The organism is Bradyrhizobium sp. SZCCHNRI20481 (assembly GCF_032485055.1).
Taxonomy (GTDB): domain Bacteria; phylum Pseudomonadota; class Alphaproteobacteria; order Rhizobiales; family Xanthobacteraceae; genus Bradyrhizobium.
Genome location: NZ_JAUEUE010000010.1, coordinates 62,554 through 82,265, shown reverse-complemented (window position 1 = coordinate 82,265; position 19,712 = coordinate 62,554). Strand labels below are relative to the sequence as shown.

General features: G+C 65.5%; 19 protein-coding genes. 9 read left to right on the top strand and 10 right to left on the bottom strand.

Annotation, left to right across the window (positions count from 1 at the left end; all coding sequences use genetic code 11):
• Window positions 1-111 precede the first annotated feature (111 nt).
• The 8 genes from paaE to QX132_RS17585 form a co-directional block, all read right to left on the bottom strand.
• Complete coding sequence (paaE, locus tag QX132_RS17620) at window positions 112-1,191, bottom strand: 1,2-phenylacetyl-CoA epoxidase subunit PaaE (RefSeq protein ID WP_315772477.1); 1,080 nt, start codon at window positions 1,189-1,191, stop codon at window positions 112-114.
• 105 nt (window positions 1,192-1,296) lie between these two features.
• Window positions 1,297-1,800 (bottom strand): 1,2-phenylacetyl-CoA epoxidase subunit PaaD, encoded by a 504-nt coding sequence (gene paaD, locus QX132_RS17615; protein ID WP_315772475.1) that lies wholly within the window; start codon window positions 1,798-1,800, stop codon window positions 1,297-1,299.
• Complete coding sequence (paaC, locus tag QX132_RS17610) at window positions 1,794-2,570, bottom strand: 1,2-phenylacetyl-CoA epoxidase subunit PaaC (protein ID WP_316162161.1); 777 nt, start codon at window positions 2,568-2,570, stop codon at window positions 1,794-1,796. Before paaC ends, paaD begins: the two co-directional genes overlap by 7 nt.
• 133 nt (window positions 2,571-2,703) lie before the next feature.
• Window positions 2,704-2,991: a 1,2-phenylacetyl-CoA epoxidase subunit PaaB gene (paaB, locus tag QX132_RS17605; RefSeq protein ID WP_315737209.1), complete on the bottom strand. Its 288-nt coding sequence runs from the start codon at window positions 2,989-2,991 to the stop codon at window positions 2,704-2,706.
• Between the two features lie 13 nt (window positions 2,992-3,004).
• Entirely contained in the window at window positions 3,005-3,994 is a 990-nt protein-coding gene (gene paaA, locus QX132_RS17600) for a 1,2-phenylacetyl-CoA epoxidase subunit PaaA (protein ID WP_315772472.1), read from the bottom strand.
• A gap of 78 nt (window positions 3,995-4,072) precedes the next feature.
• Complete coding sequence (gene paaX, locus QX132_RS17595; protein WP_316162160.1) at window positions 4,073-4,954, bottom strand: phenylacetic acid degradation operon negative regulatory protein PaaX; 882 nt, start codon at window positions 4,952-4,954, stop codon at window positions 4,073-4,075.
• Window positions 4,955-5,047: 93 nt separating this feature from the next.
• Window positions 5,048-5,524: a phasin gene (locus QX132_RS17590; RefSeq protein WP_315715766.1), complete on the bottom strand. Its 477-nt coding sequence runs from the start codon at window positions 5,522-5,524 to the stop codon at window positions 5,048-5,050.
• A gap of 189 nt (window positions 5,525-5,713) precedes the next feature.
• Window positions 5,714-6,325 carry a hypothetical protein gene (locus QX132_RS17585; RefSeq protein ID WP_316162159.1) on the bottom strand — a complete coding sequence of 204 codons (612 nt, stop codon included), beginning with the start codon at window positions 6,323-6,325 and terminating at the stop codon, window positions 5,714-5,716.
• A gap of 305 nt (window positions 6,326-6,630) precedes the next feature.
• On the opposite strand from QX132_RS17585, the gene QX132_RS17580 reads away from it, so the two are divergent.
• Complete coding sequence (locus QX132_RS17580) at window positions 6,631-7,551, top strand: alpha/beta hydrolase (RefSeq protein ID WP_315757803.1); 921 nt, start codon at window positions 6,631-6,633, stop codon at window positions 7,549-7,551.
• Window positions 7,552-7,660: 109 nt separating this feature from the next.
• On the opposite strand, the gene QX132_RS17575 is transcribed toward QX132_RS17580, so the two are convergent.
• Window positions 7,661-8,665, bottom strand: coding sequence for an alpha/beta hydrolase (locus tag QX132_RS17575; RefSeq protein ID WP_315798123.1), 1,005 nt, complete (start codon window positions 8,663-8,665; stop codon window positions 7,661-7,663).
• Between the two features lie 139 nt (window positions 8,666-8,804).
• Entirely contained in the window at window positions 8,805-9,065 is a 261-nt protein-coding gene (locus QX132_RS17570; RefSeq protein WP_315715763.1) for a DUF6489 family protein, read from the bottom strand.
• A 523-nt stretch (window positions 9,066-9,588) separates the two neighbouring features.
• Here QX132_RS17570 and QX132_RS17565 point away from each other — a divergent pair.
• The 8 genes from QX132_RS17565 (at window position 9,589) to QX132_RS17530 (ending at window position 19,523) form a co-directional block, all read left to right on the top strand.
• Complete coding sequence (locus QX132_RS17565; protein ID WP_316162158.1) at window positions 9,589-11,184, top strand: ABC transporter substrate-binding protein; 1,596 nt, start codon at window positions 9,589-9,591, stop codon at window positions 11,182-11,184.
• Window positions 11,185-11,292: 108 nt separating this feature from the next.
• A complete protein-coding gene (locus QX132_RS17560) occupies window positions 11,293-12,273 on the top strand; it encodes an ABC transporter permease (protein ID WP_315737202.1) in 981 nt (326 codons plus the stop codon).
• Between the two features lie 2 nt (window positions 12,274-12,275).
• Window positions 12,276-13,241 carry an ABC transporter permease gene (locus QX132_RS17555; protein WP_315737201.1) on the top strand — a complete coding sequence of 322 codons (966 nt, stop codon included), beginning with the start codon at window positions 12,276-12,278 and terminating at the stop codon, window positions 13,239-13,241.
• A gap of 34 nt (window positions 13,242-13,275) precedes the next feature.
• Window positions 13,276-14,259, top strand: coding sequence for an ABC transporter ATP-binding protein (locus QX132_RS17550; protein ID WP_316162156.1), 984 nt, complete (start codon window positions 13,276-13,278; stop codon window positions 14,257-14,259).
• Window positions 14,256-15,251 (top strand): oligopeptide/dipeptide ABC transporter ATP-binding protein, encoded by a 996-nt coding sequence (locus tag QX132_RS17545; RefSeq protein ID WP_315813023.1) that lies wholly within the window; start codon window positions 14,256-14,258, stop codon window positions 15,249-15,251. Before QX132_RS17550 ends, QX132_RS17545 begins: the two co-directional genes overlap by 4 nt.
• A gap of 147 nt (window positions 15,252-15,398) precedes the next feature.
• A complete protein-coding gene (locus QX132_RS17540; protein WP_316162154.1) occupies window positions 15,399-17,201 on the top strand; it encodes a gamma-glutamyltransferase family protein in 1,803 nt (600 codons plus the stop codon).
• A gap of 15 nt (window positions 17,202-17,216) precedes the next feature.
• The gene (locus QX132_RS17535; protein ID WP_316162152.1) at window positions 17,217-17,927 is read left to right on the top strand and encodes a DUF1028 domain-containing protein; all 711 of its coding nucleotides are present in this window, start codon (window positions 17,217-17,219) and stop codon (window positions 17,925-17,927) included.
• A gap of 84 nt (window positions 17,928-18,011) precedes the next feature.
• Window positions 18,012-19,523 carry an ABC transporter substrate-binding protein gene (locus QX132_RS17530; RefSeq protein ID WP_316162150.1) on the top strand — a complete coding sequence of 504 codons (1,512 nt, stop codon included), beginning with the start codon at window positions 18,012-18,014 and terminating at the stop codon, window positions 19,521-19,523.
• Window positions 19,524-19,712: the final 189 nt, after the last annotated feature.

Below are 19,712 nucleotides of genomic sequence, written 5' to 3'. Positions count from 1 at the left end.
TAACGATGCAATCCGACCTCGCCCCGCCTGCGGGGCGAGGTGCAGCGAGCGAGCCGAGCGAGCGTGCTCACATCAGCCTCGATCAGCGGTCGAAATTTCGCGGCCACTACCTCACACATGATCGTAGTCCACCACCACGCGCTCCGTCACCGGCCTGGCCTGACACGTGAGCACAAAGCCAGCCTGCAGCTCCCATGGCTCCAGCGAGTAGTTCAGCTCCATCTCCGCTCTCCCCTCCACCAGCTTGGCGCGGCAGGTCGAGCACATGCCGCCCTTGCAGGCGAAGGGCAAGTCCACACCGGCGCGAAGCGCGGCGTCGAGAATGGCCTCGCCGTCGGCGACCGGGACCTCGCGGCGCTTGCCGTCGATGATCAGCGCGGCGATCGCCTTGGGGGGCGCCGTATCAGGCACAACAGCTTTCGGCCGCGGCTTGCCGCCGGCGCCCGAGACGAAGCGCTCGACATGGACGCGCTCGTCAGCGATGCCGAGCGCGCGGCAGGTGGCCGCGATGTCCTCGCTCATGCCGGTGGGGCCGCAGATGAAGATATGATCGATGCTCTCGGCCGGCACCAGCGAACGCAGCAGCACGCGCACCTTCTCGCCGTCGAGCCGGCCGTGCAGGATCGGCAGATCCTGCTCCTCACCGGAGATGACGTGGAACACCGAGAAGCGGTCGAGGAAGCGATCCTTCAGCTCCTCGAGCTGTTCGCGGAACAGCATGCCTGCGGTGGTGCGGTTGCCGTAGAACAGGAAGAAGCGGCTGTGCGGCTCCCGCGCCAGCACGGCTTTCACGATCGAGAGGATCGGCGTGATCCCGGAGCCGGCGGCAAGGCCGACGTGAGTACGCGCGGCCTCAGGCTGCAGTGCCACGCCAAAACGGCCGGTCGGCGTCATGACGTCGATCTCGTCGCCGCGCCTCAATTCGTCGGTGACAAAGCTGGAGAATGCGCCGCCATCGACACGCTTCACGGCGATCCGGATCTCGTCGTCATCGGGACCGGAGCAGATCGAATAGGAGCGCCGGACCTCCTCGCCGCCGAGCGTGGTCTTGAGCGTGAGGTATTGCCCTGGCGCGAAGCGATAGTCATCGGCAAGCTCGTTCGGAATCGCAAAGGTCAGCGACACCGCATCGGGCGCCTCCCGGCGCAGGTCACGGACGGCGAGACGATGGAAGCGTGGCGTTGTCGACATCGGGTTCATCCTCCCGTCATTGCGAGGAGCGAAGCGACGAAGCAATCCAGGGCTCCGGGCGTGGCCCTGGATTGCCTCGCTTCGCTCGCAATGACGGCTGTGGCATCAGTGGCACTTGAAATAATCGAACGGCTCGCGGCACGATCTGCAGCGCCACAGCGCCTTGCACGAGGTCGAGCCGAACTCGGCGAGTTGCTCGGTGTCGACGGATCCGCATTGCGGACACGCAACCTCGGCCACGCCAAACAGCGCGCGCCGGCCGCTCGACGGCTGCGGCGGCGCGATGCCGTACTCCCGCAACTTGCGGCGACCCTGCTCGCTCATCCAGTCCGTGGTCCAGGCCGGCGACAGCACAGTGCGCACGCTGGCCTCGCGGAAGCCGGCTCGCTCCAGCGCCAGCTCGATCTCGAGCGCGATCATGTTCATCGCCGGGCAACCGGAATAGGTCGGCGTGATCGCGACGTCGACCCGTTCCCCGACCACCTCGACCTCGCGCAGCACGCCGAGATCGTCGATCGTCAGCACCGGGATTTCCGGATCGACCACCGACGCCGCCGCCTCCCAGGCACGCTGGCGCAGCTCAGCCGGGCTCAATTCGGCGACTACCACGACGCACCGGGGAAGCTGCGCTGCATGTATTGCAGCTCGCTGAGGAGATGGCCGAGATGCTCGCTGTGACGCCCGTCGCGGCCGCCCTGCTGCATCCAGTCCTTCTCCGGCAGCACCAATGTCGCCTCACGCGCGACATGCGAGACGATCGACAGCCATTCCGGCAGCAGCATCGTCGGATCGATCGCGATGCCGGCATCGATCAGGCCGCGCTCCGCATCGTCGACACTGAACATCTCGCCGGTATAGGCCCAGAGGTCATCGATCGCAGCTTGCGCGCGGCGGTGGCTCTCGTCGGTGCCGTCACCGAGCCGGATCACCCATTCGCTGGCATGGCGCAGATGATAGGCGCATTCCTTCTCAGACTTGGCCGCGATCGCCGCCAGGGTCGCGTCGGTGGAGCCCATCATGCCCCGCCAATAGAGATCGGCGAACGCCGCGTAGAAGAGCTGGCGCACCATCGTATGCGCGAAATCGCCATTGGGACGCTCGACCAGCAGCAGGTTGCGGTACTGCCTGATATCACGAAGATAGGCGAGCTTGTCCTCGTCGTTGTCGCAGCCCTCGACCTTGGCGGCGTAGCCATAGAGCTCGCGCGCCTGGCCGATCAGGTCGAGCGCCATGTTGGACAGCGCCATGTCCTCTTCCAGCATCGGCGCATGGCCGCACCATTCGGAGAGGCGATGGCCGAGGATCAGCGCATCGTCGGCGCGGCGCAAGGTGTAGAGCACCAGCGGCGTTTCGGAGACGGTGATCGAGGGTGCGGTCATGGTTGTGATCCGATCAGCCCGCCACGAACTCCGTCATTGCGGGCGCGGCGAAGCAATCCAGGGATTCATCCGAGCAGGCAGTCTGGATTGCTTCGCTGCGCTCGCAATGACGACGACTGAGATCCTCAGCCGATCACATATGCCCGACTTCCTCGGGCACCTCGTAGAACGTCGGGTGGCGATAGATCTTCGACTCCGCCGGCTCGAACATCATGCCCTTGTCGGCGGGATCGGACGCGGTGATCGCGCTCGACGGCACCACCCAGATCGACAGACCCTCGCCGCGGCGGGTGTAGATGTCGCGCGCGGCCTGCAGCGCCATGGTCGCATCCGGCGCATGCAGCGAGCCGCAATGCTTGTGCGCGAGCCCGTTGCGGCTGCGGATGAAGACCTCCCACAACGGCGTGTTCGGCGTCGCCATTTCGATCTCCCTGCTATTCGGCCGCTTGCGCCATCTGGCGCCGCGCGCGCTTCTCTGCATAGGCCGCGGCGGCCTCGCGCACCCAGGCGCCGTCGGCATGCGCCTTGCGGCGCGCCGCCATCCGGTCGCGGTTGCACGGGCCGTTGCCGGCCAGCACCTGCTTGAACTCGTTCCAGTCGATCGGGCCGTGCCGCCAATGGCCCTGCTCGTCCTGTTTCATCTCGGGATCAGGAATCGTCAGGCCGAGATACTGCGCCTGCGGCACGGTGGCATCGATGAACTTCTGGCGCAGCTCGTCATTCGAGAAGCGCTTGATCTTCCACTTCGTCGAGGTGTCGCTGTGCTGGCTGGCCTGGTCGGGCGGGCCGAACATCATCAGCACCGGCCACCACCACCTGTTCAGCGCATCCTGCGCCATCGCCTTCTGCTCGGCGGTGCCGCGGCAGAGCGTCAGCATGATCTCGTAGCCCTGCCGCTGATGGAACGATTCCTCCTTGCAGACGCGGATCATCGCGCGCGCATAGGGACCATAGGAGCAGCGGCACAACGGAATCTGGTTCATGATCGCGGCGCCGTCGACCAGCCAGCCGATCACACCGATATCCGCCCAGGTCAGGGTGGGATAGTTGAAGATCGAGGAGTACTTCGCCTTGCCGGCCAGCATCGCATCGACCAGCTCCTCTCGCGAGGCGCCGAGCGTCTCGGCTGCGGCGTAGAGATACAGCCCATGGCCGCATTCGTCCTGGACCTTGGCGAGCAACGCCGCCTTGCGGCGCAGGCTCGGCGCGCGCGTGATCCAGTTGCCCTCGGGCAGCATGCCGACGATTTCGGAATGGGCGTGTTGGGAGATCTGCCGGATCAGCGTCTTGCGATAGGCCGACGGCATCCAGTCATTGGGCTCGATGCGCTCCTCGGCATCGATGCGGGCCTGAAAGCGCGAGGCGCGTCCAGCGTCCTCGGCGAAGCTGCCCTCCTCGGGCGAATTGAGCGCCTGCGTGTACATGCGGCGGCGTCCTCCCAGGACTTGGTTGCCGCCAATATATAACGATATTTTATCCGTGCAATCGAATTCTGTAATATATCAGGGTGCCTCATGCACGTCGGCGAAACGCCGCTGCAGCGCCGCGCCGGCCTCCGGCAACGGGCCCTGATCGTTGGTCGCATGGGCGTCGAGCCAGCGCTCGGAACCCGGCAGCAGCAACCGATAGATCTCGCCACACAGCGCCCGGGCCTGCCGTCCCGGCCAATTCCCCGGCAGCAACTCAGCCGGCAGCAGCGGATCGCGCAGCACGATGCGCCGGTAGTGGTGGATCAGCAGGATCCGCGCGGTGAAGGCCTGGCCGGCGGAGAGCGCCTCGCCGCGCGCGATGCTGTCCTTGAGCGGCGCAAAGGAGGCGGTGAACTTGCGGTACGCCTCCGCCGTCCGCTCCAGCGCCCAACTCTCGGCCACCAGCCGCCGTGCCATATCGGAGCCGGCCGACGCCTGCAGGCGGATGGCCCCCTCCACAGCGTCAGGGACGGCGATGCTCGCGGGGGCCACGAACACGCCGGGCAGCGGGCTGCCGAAACCGGCATCGCGCAGGGCGGCGCGCGCCTGCTCGCGATCCTCGGCGCTGCCGATGAGCAGCAATTCGAAGCTGCCGTTCCATTCCGCCGGCGGCGAATCGTAGATGTGGCGGGTGGCACCGGCGAAGGTCTGCTCGCCGCGCCGGGTCAGGCGATAGAAGCTGTTGCGGCCTATTCTGGTGCGCTCGAACCAGCCTTCCGCCGTCAGCCGCGACATCGCCGTGCGCACCACGCTGCCGTCGATGGCGAGCCCTTCGAAGAAGGCGAGCAAGGTGCCGAGCCAAACGCTGCCGCCCCGCGGCACGATGGCGTCGCCGAACACGGTGATGATCAGCGACCCCGTGCGCGACGGCTCGCTCTTGAGCTGATGGACGATCCGGGACAGCGGCTGCGGCATGGCGAAGGCTTTAGCCGGTTTCACCCGATCGCAAAAGAAAAGGCCCGCACGATGCCGGCCTTGCAGGTCGATCGTCTGACGCGCGAGACGCGCTCAGGCGGTCTTGTTGTAGGCCTTGGCCATGTTCTCCTGGGCGAGCTTGGCACCCTCGGTGACGAGCTTGCCGACATACTCGCTGGTCGACTTGGCGCGCGCGACCAGCGCCTCACCACGGGCACGGGCCAGCTCACCCTGGATCTGAACGGCCTCGCTGATCGACTTGGCGGACGCCAGCCGGTCGATGCCGTCGAAGAAGGCCTCGGTGTCCTGATACAGCGCCTGCTGAATGTTCCGGCTGATCTTGCCGGCCTCGGTCACGCCGTCGAACACTGCGGTCTCGATCGCCGACGTCACCTTCTCGGAGCCAGCGAGGGCCTCCGCAGCGCGCTCCTTGGCGGTCGACGCGGTCTTCTTGACGAACTCCCGCGCGGACTCCGGCACTTCCATCGTCTGCAGATTCTTGAACGCGTCGGTCACCGGTGCAAAGGCATCCTTGACGGTGTCGAACACGGTATTGGTCTCGGTGGTCATGGCTGTCTCCATCCTCAATGGTTCTGAGCTATGGGCTCACTCCGTCCCTTATGAAACCGGAGTGACTCAGCTATATCATTCCGAATGGTGCGCCGCAACATAAATGTTGCAATGCACCATCTTGGGATAAGAGGTAAGGACTCGCCACCTCAGAGCGCCCCCGCGCAAGTCGGGGCGTTCGGGCGACCCTCAGTGCTCGGCAGGGGCGCCGCCGTGCTTCTTGTTGCGGTTCTTCCCCGACCGGGCCGGCTCGGCCGGCTTTGGAGCCGCATCATCAGCCTTGGGCGCGGCGTCGACCGGCTGCGACGGCTTCATCGTGTCGAGCATGGCCCGGATTTCGCGCAACTCTGCCTCGATCGCGACTGTCGGTGACGGATCGGGTGCTTTGGCAGCGTTCAGCGTCTGGTCGAGCAATGCTTTGATCTCGCTCAACTGAGGCGTGACGTCGACGGCGGGTTTTGCCGCCGGTTGCGGAGCCTTGGTTGCGGCAAGAAGCTCGTTGAGCAAGTCCTTGATCCCCTTCAAGTCCGGCGTGACGTCGCGCGGCGGCGCCACAACTGGCGCGGCCGCCTTGGACGCGGAGAGAAGCGAATCGAGCATGCTCTTGATCTCGTTCAACTGCGGAGCGGGATCGGCGAGCGCCTTCGCAGGCACCTGTGTGGAAGCCAGCAGCTCCTTCAACAGCGCCCGCGTCTCCGCCAGCTCGCCCTCGATGGAGGCGAGCCGCTCATTCAAGGCGGTGAGCTGACCACGGCTCGGCACGTTCATGCCGGCGAAGTAGTTTTCCATCAGATCGACCATGGGCTTCTGTCCGTTTCCTGAACCAGTTGCGGGATCATTGGAGGATGGACGGGGCGTCACGCCCATCGGGCGCAGCCGCGTGAAGGCGCTGAAGCTCCTCTGCATCTCACCGACCATCTGCTGCCAGAATGCGATCGGGTCGCCGGATTTGTTCGCCATCGGCACGCTCCTTCAGACCAACACAAGACTCAAACACAACCTCTCATAGCACGCCTTCGTTGCGGTGCGGGAGAACTTGTAGCTTGCTTCTCTCAAGCAACAGACCCATGCCATAGAGGGTTCCAAGGCTTTGAACGAGGGATCAAGTGACTGCAACTGCTCATCAGCTGCCGCAGACTGTGCGCGCCAACGGTATCGACATCTGCTATGAGATCTTCGGCGACCCGGCTGCCCCTCCCCTCGTGTTGATCATGGGCCTCGGCGGGCAGATGATCATCTGGTATGATGAGTTCTGCGAACAGCTCGCAAGCCGCGGCTTCCGCGTGATCCGCTTCGACAACCGCGACATCGGCCAGTCGAGCAAGCTGCATGGCGGTCGCCGGTTGACGCCGTTCGAGCTGATCAAGCTGCGCTTCTTCAACATTCCGGTCTCCGCGCCCTACAAGCTGCTCGACATGGCCAAGGACACGGTCGGCCTGATGGACGCGCTCGACATCAAGTCGGCGCATCTGGTCGGCGCCTCGATGGGCGGCATGATCGCGCAGGAGATCGCGATCTCCTTTCCGCATCGCGTGCGCTCGCTGACGTCGATCATGTCGACGACCGGCAATCCGCGCATCCCGCCGCCGACGCGCGAGGTCGCGATGCTGCTGATGGCGCCGCCGCCGAAGACCAAGGACGAGTACATCAAGCGCTTCCAGAAGACCTGGAAGGCGCTGCGCGTCGGCTCATTTCCCGAGGACGAGGCAAGTGACGTGGCGCTCGCCGAACGCTGCTTCGCGCGCGGCATCAATCCCGCCGGCGTCGGACGTCAGTTGCGCGCGATCCTGGCCTCGGGCAGCCGCAAGCCGCGGCTGCATCTGGTGACGGCGCCGACACTCGTGATCCACGGCAAGGTCGACCCGCTGGTCCATCCCACCGCCGGCAAGGACACCGCGGAGTCGATTCCAAATGCCAAGCTCCTGATGATCGACGGCATGGGCCACGCCACTCCGCGGCCGATGTGGCCGCAGATCATCGACGCGATCGCCGAGCACGCGCACGGCGCGAATGCGCAGGCGGCTTAGGAGAGCCGACGCGCTGCGTCGGCAGGCTTGACGACACCTGTTGTTGTTTGTTGTTGTTTGGCTCGGCCGCAGCCTCTCACTCGGACGTGCAATCTGCCTCGGCCGTTCTTCAACCGAACCGTCGCCGCCGCCATTCGATCAGCTTGGCGCTGACCTCCGCGGGCTGCTCCTGCTGCGTCCAATGGCCGCTGTCGCGGACGAGATGTTTCTCCAGGTCCGGCACCAGCTTCTCCATGCCGTCAGCGGCCGAGGGCGGCAGCACGGCGTCGTTCTCCGCCATGATCATCAGTGCCGGCACCCGCACCGTATGATCGAGCCCTTCCGAGCGCTGCCAGTTCCGCGTCATGTTGCGATACCAGTTGATGCCGCCGGTGAAGCCGGTGCGTGTGAAGGTGTCGACGAACACCTGCTTCTCCGCCTCCGACAGGATCGGCTGCCGCATGTCCTTGGCGGCGTCATAGGCCGCGATCATCTGTGGGAACGCCAGGTTGAGCGATGGCGAGGCTGCGATCCCGCCGGCCGGCGGCTCCGTCGGCGGCGCATCGCTGCGCGGCAGCGGCTTGCGCATGAAGGCATCGAAGGTCTCCGCGACGCGGCTACCGAAGATGCGATCCGGCTCGCGTGCGGGATCCTGGAACTGCACGATGTACATCATGTCGCCGAACCGCTTACGCATGATGGCAATGGGATCAGCGGGCGCGCGTGGCAGATGCGGCGTGTTGATGCCGACGACGCCGGCGACACGCTGCGGATAGCGCAGCGGCATCTGCCAGACGACGAAGCCGCCCCAGTCGTGACCGACGAAGATCGCCTTGTCGATCTTCAGGTGATCGAGCAGACCGACGAGGTCGGCGGTGAGATGCTCGAGATCATAGGCCTCGACCGGCTCCGGCCGGTCGGTCGCGCCATAGCCGCGCTGATCGGGTGCGATGACGCGGATGCCGGCCTCGGCCAGCGCCTTGATCTGATGCCGCCAGGAAAAGGCCAGTTCCGGCCAGCCGTGACAGAGGATCATCGGCGGCCGGTCGCTGACGGGGCCCGCCTCGTAATAGCCCATGCGAATGCCGTTGGTCGTCGCGAACTGCAGCGCCGGCATCCAAGACGGATCGGTCATGCATCCTCCCCTGAAGCTGTTCAGCCGGCCTTTTTCGACCGGTCTTCGGCGTCGGCGTGGAGCCTGCTCCATGCCGTGACGTCACGCCGCTTCTCTTCGGAGTTCCGCGCAAGCGAAATCCGTGCAGCCGTCGGCCGCGTCAGGCCGACTTCTTGTCGTTCGAGCGGCTGCCGCCGAGGCCCGTCATGGTCAGCATCAGGTCCTGAAACCGTTCGGCCAGGCGGGGATCGAAGGTGAACCAGCTCTGCATGATGGCTTCGGGCGTCAGCTTGTCGATGTTGCTCGTCATCTGGTTCTGCAGCCGGTCCATGACCGCGGCCTGCATCGGACCGACATCGGGAAGTCCGAAAAACTGCCGCGCTTCGAGCGGTGTGCAATCGATCTCGATATTGACTTTCATGTCCGCTCCGCTGTTCGAACCATCCCGACGCCAGCCCCGGGCCGGGCTCCCTTCACCAGGAACGCCGATCCCGGACTCGCGGCAGGGGGTGTCCAGTATCACCGCGCCGCCCCCCTTCTAGCAAGCGGCGCCTTGCTGCAGGTGCGCAATTCCTGGGACATGGTCAATCCGGGAGCCTTCCGCCCATCCCGGACGCCGCCTCCCGCGTGCGCCGCACAGCGGCGGCGGGGGATAACCTTATCGTTTAGGCTTAAACAAACTGCACTTGTGTGCCGCCGCTGAACTCTGGCAACATATTCTGATCGATCTGCCGCGGGTCGTACGGCGCACCGCCAGGCCAGAGCCAACGGGATCAGTTCATTCCGGCGCGGCATCAGACTTGCAAGCATATCGCCCGGCGTCTTGTTGCTTCTTGAAGTTCGTGCAAGAGGCGCTGCAGAAATCACGAACTTCGAAGCAAGGCAGGCCGGACACAATCGCGCCTGCCGAGAAAACAAGCGTCAAACGCGGAGAATTTGAACATATGTCGGGACGCAAATCCCTGCTCATCGCGGCAGCGGTCGCATTCGGCCTCGCCGTCATGCCGGCCTCGGCCCAGACCCTGCGCTACGCCAACCAGGGCACCCTGAAGTCGCTCGATCCCTATACCTTCAAGGAATCGACCACGATTGCGCACCATGCCCACGTCTATGAGGGACTGACCGCGCGCGACAAGGACCTGAAGATCGTCCCCGCGCTGGCCGAGAGCTGGGAAACGCCCGAGCCGACCCGCTGGCGCTTCCATCTGCGCAAGGGCGTCAAGTTCCACAATGGCGAACCCTTCACTGCCGATGACGTGATCTTCTCCGCCGATCGCGTCCGCGCCACCGGCTCCAACTTCCTGTCCAACGTTCCGCCGGACGCAAAATTCATCAAGGTCGACGACTACACGGTCGACGTGAAGCTCGATGCCCCCAATCCCATCCTGATCTCGCAATGGGATACGTGGTACATCATGAGCAAGAAGTGGTGCGAGGACAACAACTCGGTCGCGCCGACGCCGGTGTCGGCAACCACGCCGAGCTACGCCGCGCTGCATGAGAACGGCACCGGCCCCTTCATCATCGAGAGCCATCAGCCCGGTGTGAAGACCGTGTTCAAGGTCAATCCGAACTGGTGGGGCAAGCCCGAGCACAATCTGAAGGAGATCGTGTTCACCACCATCGCCTCCGACGCCACGCGCGTCGCCGCGCTGCTGTCCGGCGAGGTCGACATCATCGAGCCGGTTCCGGTGCAGGACATCGGCCGCGTCGATTCGAGCCCGAACGCCCAGGTCCTGAAGGGGCCCGAGCTGCGCACGATCTTTCTCGGCATGGACGAGACCCGTGACGAGCTGCTCTACTCCAACGTCAAGGGCAAGAACCCGTTCAAGGACATCCGCGTCCGCGAGGCCTTCTACAAGGCCATCGACATCGAGCTGATCAAGACCCGCGTCATGCGCGGCCTGTCGACGCCGTCGGCGCTGATGATCGCGCCGCAGCTCTATGCGCTGTCGAAGGAGTTCACGCGGCCGAAATACGATCCCGACGCGGCCAAGAAGCTGCTGACGGAGGCCGGCTATCCCGACGGCTTCGAGGTCGGCATGGACTGCCCCAACGACCGCTACGTCAACGACGCCGCGATCTGCCAGGCCGTCGTCGGCATGCTCGCGCGCATCGGGGTCAAGGTGAACCTGAATGCGCAGCCCAAGGCGCAGTACTTCGCCAAGGTGCTGAAGCCCGGCGGCTACAACACGTCGTTCTTCCTGCTCGGCTGGACGCCGTCGTCGATGGACGCCCACAACGTGATGCACGACATCATGGGCTGCCGTGACGACGCCAAGGACGCCACCCGCGGCGAAGCCAATCTCGGCAATTACTGCAACAAGGAGTTCGACGCTCTGACCGACAAGGTCCTGGTCGAGACCGATACCGCCAAGCGCGATCAGTTGATCAAGCAGGCCTTCGAGATCGGCACCAAGGATTACGGCTACATCCCGCTGCATCAGCAGGCGGTGGCCTGGGGCGTCTCGAAGAAGGTGAAGATCCCGCTGCGCGCCGACAACGCCGTGCTGCTGTTCCTCGCCACCAAGACCGAGTAGTCCACACGCAACGACTAGTCCCGGAAAGCAGAACTGCTTTTCGGGACTTTTCATTTCCTGCGGCAAGTGCTACGCGCCGCCGCATCTCGAAGGATCTGAAAGGATCAGATGCTCGCCTTCGCGCTTCGCCGAGCAATTCAGGCCATCGGCGTCATGATCGCCGTCGGAATCATCGCGTTCGCCATGTTCCGCTTCGCCGGAGATCCGGTGAGCCAGATCGTGCCGATCGACGCGTCGGCCGCGGAACGGGCCAGCATCCGCCAGTCGCTCGGCCTCGACGATCCGTTCATCGTGCAATTCGGCCGTTATCTGTTCGACGCGGCGCAGTTCAAGTTCGGCGTCTCGTATCAGTTCCGGCAGCCGGTTTCCGATCTGCTCAAGGAGCGCATGCCGGCGACGCTGGAGCTTGCGATCTGCGCGACGATCCTGGCGCTGTTCTTCGGCATCCTGATGGGCGTGTTCTCGGCGCTGCACCGCGACTCCCTGCTCGCCAAGCTGTTCCAGATGGTATCGCTAATCGGCATCTCCTTGCCGACCTTCCTGATCGGCATCCTCCTGATCTATCTGTTCTCGGTCACGCTGGGCTGGCTGCCGTCGTTCGGCCGCGGCGACACCGTCAGGCTCGGCTGGTGGACATCAGGCCTGTTCACCGTCTCAGGCTGGAAGGCGCTGATCATGCCCTCGATCACGCTCGGCCTGTTCCAGATGACCTTGATCATGCGGCTGGTCCGCGCCGAGATGCTCGAGGTGCTGCGCACCGACTACATCCGCTTCGCCCGCGCCCGTGGGCTGACCACGCGCGCGATTCATTTCGGCCACGCGCTGCGCAACACGCTGGTGCCGGTGATCACCGTGGTCGGCCTGCAGTTCGGCTCGGTGATCGCGTTCTCGATCATCACCGAGCAGGTGTTCCAATGGCCGGGAATGGGCCTGTTGTTCGTGCAGGCGGTGCAGAACGTCGACATTCCGATCATGGCGGCCTACCTGATGATGGTGTCGCTGATCTTCGTCACCATCAATCTCGTGGTTGATATCCTCTACACCGTGGTCGATCCGCGCCTGCGCGCGACCATCAGCCGGCCGGCCTGATCATGAGCGACGCAGCCCTTCCTCATCCCACTCCCGTCGAGACGCCGCGCGCCACCGACGGATGGCTGAAGCGTGCGCTTGCGAGCGACCTGTTCTATTCCTTCCGCCGCTCCAAGCTGACGGTCGCCGCGGCCGTGATCACGCTGTTGTTCTTCCTGCTGGCGATCTTCGCGCCGCTGCTGTCGCCGCAGAACCCGTTCGACCCGGCCCAATTGCAGCTGTTGAACTCGCGGATTTCGCCGCTATGGACCGCCGACGGACAGAGCCCGTTTTTGCTCGGCACCGACGAGCAGGGTCGCGACGTGCTCTCGGCCATCCTCTACGGCCTGCGGATTTCGCTCCTGGTCGGCATTCTCGGCGTCGCCTTTTCCGGCGCGCTTGGCATCGGCCTCGGCCTGATCGCGGGCTATTTCGGCGGCCGGGTCGACACCGTGATCATGCGCATCGCCGACGTCCAGCTCACCTTTCCGCCGATCCTGATCGCTCTGCTGGTCAACGGCATCGCCAAGTCGGTGTCCGGCAACCGACTGGACTGGCTCAGCATGCTGGTCGTGCTCGTGCTGGCGATCGGCCTCTCCTTCTGGGTGCAATATGCGCGCACGGTGCGGAGCTCAGTGCTGGTCGAGAAGAACAAGGACTACGTCGCCGCAGCTCAGCTGATCGGCCTGCCCGCGCCCGTCATCATGCTGCGCCACGTGCTGCCCAACACCACCGGTCCCGTGCTGGTCATCGCCACCATCAACCTGGCGCTGGCGATCATCACCGAGGCGACCTTGTCGTTCCTCGGCTCGGGCATGCCCGAAACGATGCCCTCGCTCGGGACCCTGATCCGGATCGGCAACAACTATCTGTTCGCCGGCGAATGGTGGATCGTCGCCTTCCCCGGCATCGCTTTGGCCGGACTGATCCTCGCCATCAACCTGCTCGGCGACTGGCTGCGCGACGCCCTCAACCCGAAACTGCGATGACCCGCGTGATTGCGTCCTTCCGAGGCTTGAGCTCATGACCGCCCCCGTTCTGTCCGTGCGTAACCTGCAGGTCGAGTTCGCGACCCGGCGCGGCACCCTGCGCGCGATCGACGGCGTCTCCTACGACATCGCCAAGGGCGAGGTGCTCGGCGTCGTCGGCGAATCCGGCGCCGGAAAGTCCGTCACCGGCCTTGCCGTGATCGGGCTGATCGATCCTCCCGGCCGCATCTCCGGCGGCGAGATCCTGCTCTCGGGATTGCGTGTCGACAATCTGCCACCGGAGGAGATGCGCAAGGTGCGCGGCAAGCGCATCGGCATGATCTTCCAGGATCCGCTGACCTCGCTCAATCCGCTGTATCGCGTCGGCGACCAGATCATCGAGACCATCAGGACCCATACCAACCTCACCGAGCAGCAGGCGCGCAAGCGAGCCATCGACCTGCTCGCTGAGGTCGGCATATCGGCGCCCGAGAAGCGCATCGACGGCTATCCGCACGAATTCTCCGGCGGCATGCGCCAGCGCGTCGTGATCGCGCTGGCGCTGTGCGCCGAGCCGGAGCTGATCATCGCCGACGAGCCGACCACCGCGCTCGACGTTTCCGTGCAGGCGCAGATCATCTCGCTGATCAAGCGGCTCGGCCGCGACCACGGCACCGCCGTGATGCTGGTGACCCACGACATGGGCGTGATCGCCGAGACCTGCGACCGCGTCGCGGTGATGTATGCCGGCCGCGTGGCCGAGATCGGCCCGGTGCAGGAGGTGATCAATAACCCGCTGCACCCCTACGCCAAGGGCCTGATGGGTGCGATCCCGACGCTCGCGGGCGAGGAGAAGCGGCTGGTGCAGATCCCAGGCTCGATGCCGCGGCTGTCCGCGATCCCGCCCGGCTGCTCGTTCAATCCGCGCTGCAGCTTCGCCTTCGACCGCTGCCGCGTCGATCGGCCGGAGCCGCTGCGCCAGGGCACGCAGGCGGTCGCCTGTCATCTGTACGATCGCGCCACGGAGACCGCGGCATGACCGATTTCGTCGAGGTCAAGAACCTGCGCCGGGTCTTCGATGTCTCGAAACCCTGGCTCAACCGCGTGATCGAGCGTCAGCCGCAGGAGTTCCTGAAAGCCGTCGACGGCGTCAGCTTCGGCATCAGGAAGGGCGAGACTTTCGCGCTGGTCGGCGAATCCGGCTCGGGCAAGACCACGGTCGCGCGCATGGTGGTCGGGCTGCTGGCGCCGACGTCGGGCGAGGTCATCATCGACGGCGTGTCGATGAGCGATGCGCGCCAGGCCCAGGTGCGGCGCACGCTGCGCCGCCGCATCCAGATGGTGTTTCAGGATCCTTACGCGAGCCTCAATCCGCGCTTCCGCGTCGATAGCATCATCGCCGAGCCGATCCGCGCCTTTGACATCATCGAGGGTGAGCGCCAGATCAAGGACCGCGTCGGCGAGCTGCTGACCCTGGTCGGCCTGCATCCCGACGACGGCCAGAAGTTTCCGCACGAATTCTCTGGCGGGCAGCGCCAGCGTATCGCCATCGCGCGCGCGCTCGCCTCGGAGGCCGAGTTCATCGTCTGCGACGAGCCGACCTCGGCGCTCGACGTCTCCGTGCAGGCGCAGATCCTCAATCTGATGCGCGACCTGCAGGACAAGTTCGGCCTGACCTATCTGTTCATCAGCCACAATCTCGCGGTCGTGCGCCACATGGCGAGCCGCATCGGCGTGATGTATCTCGGCCGCATCGTCGAGATCGCGGACGGCCGCACGCTGTTCAGCGATCCGCGCATGCCCTACACCAAGATGCTGCTCGGCGCGGTGCCGGACCTGTCGATGTCGGGCCGCCAGCGCATTCCGGTCAAAGGCGAGATCCCGAACCCGATCAACCCGCCTCCGGGCTGCACCTTCAACCCACGCTGTCCCCTTGCATTCGATCTGTGCCGGCAGCAGGCGCCCGAGCTGATCGGCGGCGTTGCCTGCCATGCGGTGAACCAGCCGGCTGCGGCCGCTGTGCCGGCCTGAGTTGTGATGAGCGATGAGGCGAAATTTGAATGGATCGTCATTGCGAGGAGCGAAGCGACGAAGCAATCCAGGGCGTCGTCCACGGTCCTGGATTGCTTCGCTTTCGCTCGCAATGACGGCGACTCGATAGGATAGGCAAAGCCGGCAATGAGCTTCATCAACCCCGATCCCTTCACGACCCGCCCCGAGATCGACGGCACCTTCGGCGTCGTCACCTCGACGCACTGGCTGGCCACCGCCGTCGGCATGGCGATGCTGGAGCGCGGCGGCAACGCCTTCGATGCCGGCGTCGCGGCGGCCTTCACCCTGCAGGTGGTGGAGCCGCATCTGAACGGTCCCGGCGGCGACGTGCCGATCATCCTGCACGACGTCAGACGCGGACGCACCGAGGTCATCTGCGGCCAGGGCCCGGCGCCATCAGGCGCCACCATTGCGCACTACAAGCGCGAGGGCCTCGACATGGTGCCCGGCACCGGCCTGCTCGCGGCCTGCGTGCCCGGCACCTTCGAGTCCTGGATGCTGCTGCTGCGCGACTATGGCACGATGCGGCTGCGCGACGTGCTGGAGCCGGCAATTTCCTACGCGCGCGACGGCTATCCGCTGGTCGAGCGCGTCTCCGCGACGATCCAGACCGTCGAGCAACTGTTCAAGACGCATTGGCCGACCTCGGCCGCGCTCTATCTGCCCAATGGCGAGGTGCCGAGGCCGGGCACGCTGTTCACCAATCCACAGCTTGCGGAAACCTACGCGCGCATCCTGAGCGAAGGCGAAAGCGCGGGTGGTGATCGCGACGCGCAGATCGAGCGCGCGCGCAAGGCCTGGTCGCAGGGCTTCGTCGCCGAGGCGATCGACCGCTTCTGCCGGACGCAGGAAGTGATGGACGTCTCGGGTTCGCGCCATAAGGGCGTGCTCACGGCCGACGACATGGCGCGCTGGCAGCCGACCATCGAGGCGCCGCTGACCTACGACTACGGCCGCTACACCGTGTGCAAGGCCGGCGTCTGGAGCCAGGGCCCGGTGCTGCTGCAGCAGCTCGCACTGCTCAAGGGCTTTGCGCTCGACGGCCTCGATCCGACCGGACCCGACTTCATCCATTGGCAGATCGAAGCGGCGAAGCTTGCGTTCGCTGACCGCGAGGCATTCTACGGCGATCCGAAGTTTGCCGACATCCCGATCGGCACGCTGCTGTCCGATGCCTACAACGACGAGCGGCGCAAGCTGATCACCGACAAGGCCTCGCTCGAGCTGCGTCCCGGCACGCTCGACGGCTACGGCGCCAAGGTGAAGCTGCGCGAGGCCCAAGGCCACCGCGAGGCCGTCGGCGCAATGGGCTCGGGCGAGCCGACCGTCGGCCGCTTCGGCGAGGTGCGCGGCGACACCGTGCATTTCGACATCATCGATTCCCAAGGCAACATGATCTCGGCGACGCCCTCCGGCGGCTGGCTGCAATCATCGCCGGTCATCCCCGAGCTCGGCTTCTGCCTGGGGACGCGCGCGCAGATGTTCTGGCTGGAGGAGGATCATCCGGCCGCGCTGGTGCCGGGCAAGCGTCCGCGCACCACGCTGTCGCCGACCATGGCGCTGCGCGACGGCGAACCCTACGTCGCCTGGGGCTCGCCCGGCGGCGACCAGCAGGACCAGTGGAACACGCAGTTCTTCCTGCGCCACGTCCATGCCGGCACGAACCTGCAAGAGTCGATCGACGCGCCGGCGTGGCACTCCGAGCATTTCCCGATCTCATTCTGGCCGCGCACCGCGCGCCCCGGCGTGCTCGTGGTCGAGGGCCGCGTGCCCAAGGCGACCGTCGAGGAGCTGCGCCGCCGCGGCCATGTGGTCGAAGTCGGCCCCGACTGGTCGGAGGGCCGCCTCACCGCGGCCTCCCGCGTGGGCCGCCGCCGCCGCGCCGCGGCCAATCCGCGGGGCATGCAGGGTTACGCGGCCGGACGATAAGAGAGCGACGCGACGATGACCTGGTCGATCATTGCCAAGGACGATCTCACCGGCCAGATCGGCATCGCCGTCGCCACCCGCTTCTTCGCCGTCGGCGCGCGCGTGCCCTTCATCGTCGCCGGCCACGGCGGCATCGCCACCCAGGCGCTGGTCAATCCCTATTACGGCATCGACGGCGTCACGCTGCTGCGCGACGGCCGGCATCCGCGCGAGATCGTGCAACTGCTGACATCTGCCGATCCCGGCCGCGAGAGCCGCCAGCTCCACATCCTCGATTGCAACGGCCAGATTGCCGCCCACACCGGCCGCGACTGCATCGACTGGTGCGGCCATCTCGAAGGCCGGGGCTTTTCAATTGCCGGCAACATGCTGGCCGGCCCGCAGGTGCTGAACGAGACCGCAAACGCCTTTCTCGCCAGCCACGCCCTGCCCTTCGCGGAGCGTCTGATCGCGGCCATGAAGGCCGGTGAGGCCGCCGGCGGTGACAAGCGCGGCAAACAGTCGGCCGCCCTTCTGGTCCACGGCAAGGAGGAATGGTCCGAGCTCGATCTGCGTGTCGATGATCACCCCGATCCGCTGGCAGAGCTCGAACGACTGGAGAGCGTCAGCCGCAAGCATTGGGCCGTGTTCCGGCAGTTCATGCCGACGCGCGACAATCCTGCAGGGATCACGGATCGCGCCACGATTGATGCCGGCATCGCCGCCGCGCTCGCGAACCAGACATGACCAAGCCGGAAGCATGGCACGTGATCGGGGTTGGTATTGATAGTGCAACAACGCAGGCTGCATTCGCGTGAGGGACATCGGATGATGAGGAACTGGTGCTTGGCCGCGGTCGCGGCCGTTGTCGTGGCCTCTTGGGGGCCGGTCGCGCAGGCGCAGACCACCTTGCGCATCGGCCTTGCCGAGGACCCCGACGTTCTCGATCCGACCATGGCCCGCACCTATGTCGGCCGCATCGTCTTCGCCGCGACCTGCGACAAGCTGTTCGACATCGACGAGAAGCTGAACATCGTGCCGCAGCTGGCGCTGTCGCAGGAGACCTCGGCCGACGGCAAGGAGGTCATCATCAAGCTGCGGCCCGGCGTGAAATTCCACGACGGCGAGCCGTTCGACGCTGAGGCCGCGAAATTCTCGCTCGACCGCCACCTCACCTTCCCCGGCTCGTTCCGCAAGCCCGAGCTGGCGTCGCTCGATCATGTCGACGTCGTCGATCCCCTGACGATCAAGCTCGTCCTGAAGGCGCCATTCTCGCCGCTGATCGCCCAGCTCACCGACCGCGCCGGCATGATGGTGTCGCCGAAGGCCGCGAAAGAGGCCGGCGACAAGTTCGGCCTGCATCCGGTGTGCGCCGGTCCGTACAAGTTCGTCGAACGTGTCCAGCAGGACAAGATCGTATTCGAGAAGTTCGCCGACTACTGGAACAAGGACAACGTCTTCATCGACAGGATCGTCTACCAGCCGATCGTCGACGCCACGGTGCGGCTGGCGAACCTGAAATCCGGCGCGCTCGACCTGATCGAGCGCGTGCTCGCCACCGACATCAAGGACGTGCGCGCCGATTCCAGGCTCGCGCTGTCGACGGCGATCGAGCTCGGCTATCAGGGCATCACGCTCAACATCGGCAAGGACAAGGCCAAGGGTCCGCTCAGCCAGTCCGCCAAGGTGCGGCAGGCGCTGGATCTCGCGATCGATCGTGAGGCGCTCAACCAAGTCGTCTTCAACGGCGAGTTCATGCCGGGTAACCAGTGGGTCAATCCCTCGCATCCCTACTATCAGAAGGCCTTCCCTGTCCGTGCTCGCGATGTCGAGAAGGCAAAGGCGCTGCTGAAGGAGGCCGGCGTCACGCCGCCTGTCGCGGTCGATTTCATGGTGCCGAAGGGCGCCGAGACCGAGGCCGCCGCCCAGGTCGTGCAGTCGATGGCTGCCGAGGCCGGCTTTGACCTGAAGATCCGGGTCACCGAGTTGGCGACCTCGCTGAAGCAGGCCGAGGCCGGCGACTATCAGGCCTTCATGCTGTCATGGAGCGGCCGCATCGATCCCGACGGCAACAGCTACGTGTTCCTGCACCGCAACGCGCCGCAGAACTACAGCGTCTGGGCCAACGCCGAGGCCGACAAGGCGCTCAGCGACGCGCGGCTCGTGACCGACATGGCCCAGCGCAAGGCGCTCTACGAGAAGCTGACGAAGCTCGAGATCGAGGACGAGCCGATCCTCTACCTCTATCACCGCCGTATCCTGATCGCGCACACCAAGAAGCTCGAAGGCTACAAGCAGATGCCGGACGGCCTGGTGCGCGTGGTCGGGCTGAAGCTGAAATGAGCGGTCAGGTGGCCTCTGTTCGCCGGGACGCGCAGCCGACGCGGCGAACTCCCTCTGCTCCCTCCCCCCTTGTGGGGGAGGACTGGGGTGGGGAGTGCCACGCACTCCGATCCCGCTTGGGGCACCCCCCTCCCTGTCCCTCCCCCACAAGGGGGGAGGGAACGCAGGAGGCGCGACCTGCATCCGACG

What these genes read in the sequence shown, in the direction of transcription:
- QX132_RS17540 (WP_316162154.1), top strand. Translation starts at nt 15,399, where the DNA reads ATGAGCTTCATCAACCCCGATCCCTTCACGACCCGCCCCGAGATCGAC.
- QX132_RS17560 (WP_315737202.1), top strand. Translation starts at nt 11,293, where the DNA reads ATGCTCGCCTTCGCGCTTCGCCGAGCAATTCAGGCCATCGGCGTCATG.
- paaX (WP_316162160.1), bottom strand. Translation starts at nt 4,954, where the DNA reads ATGCCGCAGCCGCTGTCCCGGATCGTCCATCAGCTCAAGAGCGAGCCG.
- paaC (WP_316162161.1), bottom strand. Translation starts at nt 2,570, where the DNA reads ATGACCGCACCCTCGATCACCGTCTCCGAAACGCCGCTGGTGCTCTAC.
- QX132_RS17555 (WP_315737201.1), top strand. Translation starts at nt 12,276, where the DNA reads ATGAGCGACGCAGCCCTTCCTCATCCCACTCCCGTCGAGACGCCGCGC.
- QX132_RS17565 (WP_316162158.1), top strand. Translation starts at nt 9,589, where the DNA reads ATGTCGGGACGCAAATCCCTGCTCATCGCGGCAGCGGTCGCATTCGGC.
- QX132_RS17535 (WP_316162152.1), top strand. Translation starts at nt 17,217, where the DNA reads ATGACCTGGTCGATCATTGCCAAGGACGATCTCACCGGCCAGATCGGC.
- paaB (WP_315737209.1), bottom strand. Translation starts at nt 2,991, where the DNA reads ATGGCGACGCCGAACACGCCGTTGTGGGAGGTCTTCATCCGCAGCCGC.
- QX132_RS17550 (WP_316162156.1), top strand. Translation starts at nt 13,276, where the DNA reads ATGACCGCCCCCGTTCTGTCCGTGCGTAACCTGCAGGTCGAGTTCGCG.
- QX132_RS17575 (WP_315798123.1), bottom strand. Translation starts at nt 8,665, where the DNA reads ATGACCGATCCGTCTTGGATGCCGGCGCTGCAGTTCGCGACGACCAAC.
- paaA (WP_315772472.1), bottom strand. Translation starts at nt 3,994, where the DNA reads ATGTACACGCAGGCGCTCAATTCGCCCGAGGAGGGCAGCTTCGCCGAG.
- paaE (WP_315772477.1), bottom strand. Translation starts at nt 1,191, where the DNA reads ATGTCGACAACGCCACGCTTCCATCGTCTCGCCGTCCGTGACCTGCGC.
- QX132_RS17545 (WP_315813023.1), top strand. Translation starts at nt 14,256, where the DNA reads ATGACCGATTTCGTCGAGGTCAAGAACCTGCGCCGGGTCTTCGATGTC.
- QX132_RS17570 (WP_315715763.1), bottom strand. Translation starts at nt 9,065, where the DNA reads ATGAAAGTCAATATCGAGATCGATTGCACACCGCTCGAAGCGCGGCAG.
- QX132_RS17530 (WP_316162150.1), top strand. Translation starts at nt 18,012, where the DNA reads ATGAGGAACTGGTGCTTGGCCGCGGTCGCGGCCGTTGTCGTGGCCTCT.
- QX132_RS17585 (WP_316162159.1), bottom strand. Translation starts at nt 6,325, where the DNA reads ATGGTCGATCTGATGGAAAACTACTTCGCCGGCATGAACGTGCCGAGC.
- QX132_RS17590 (WP_315715766.1), bottom strand. Translation starts at nt 5,524, where the DNA reads ATGACCACCGAGACCAATACCGTGTTCGACACCGTCAAGGATGCCTTT.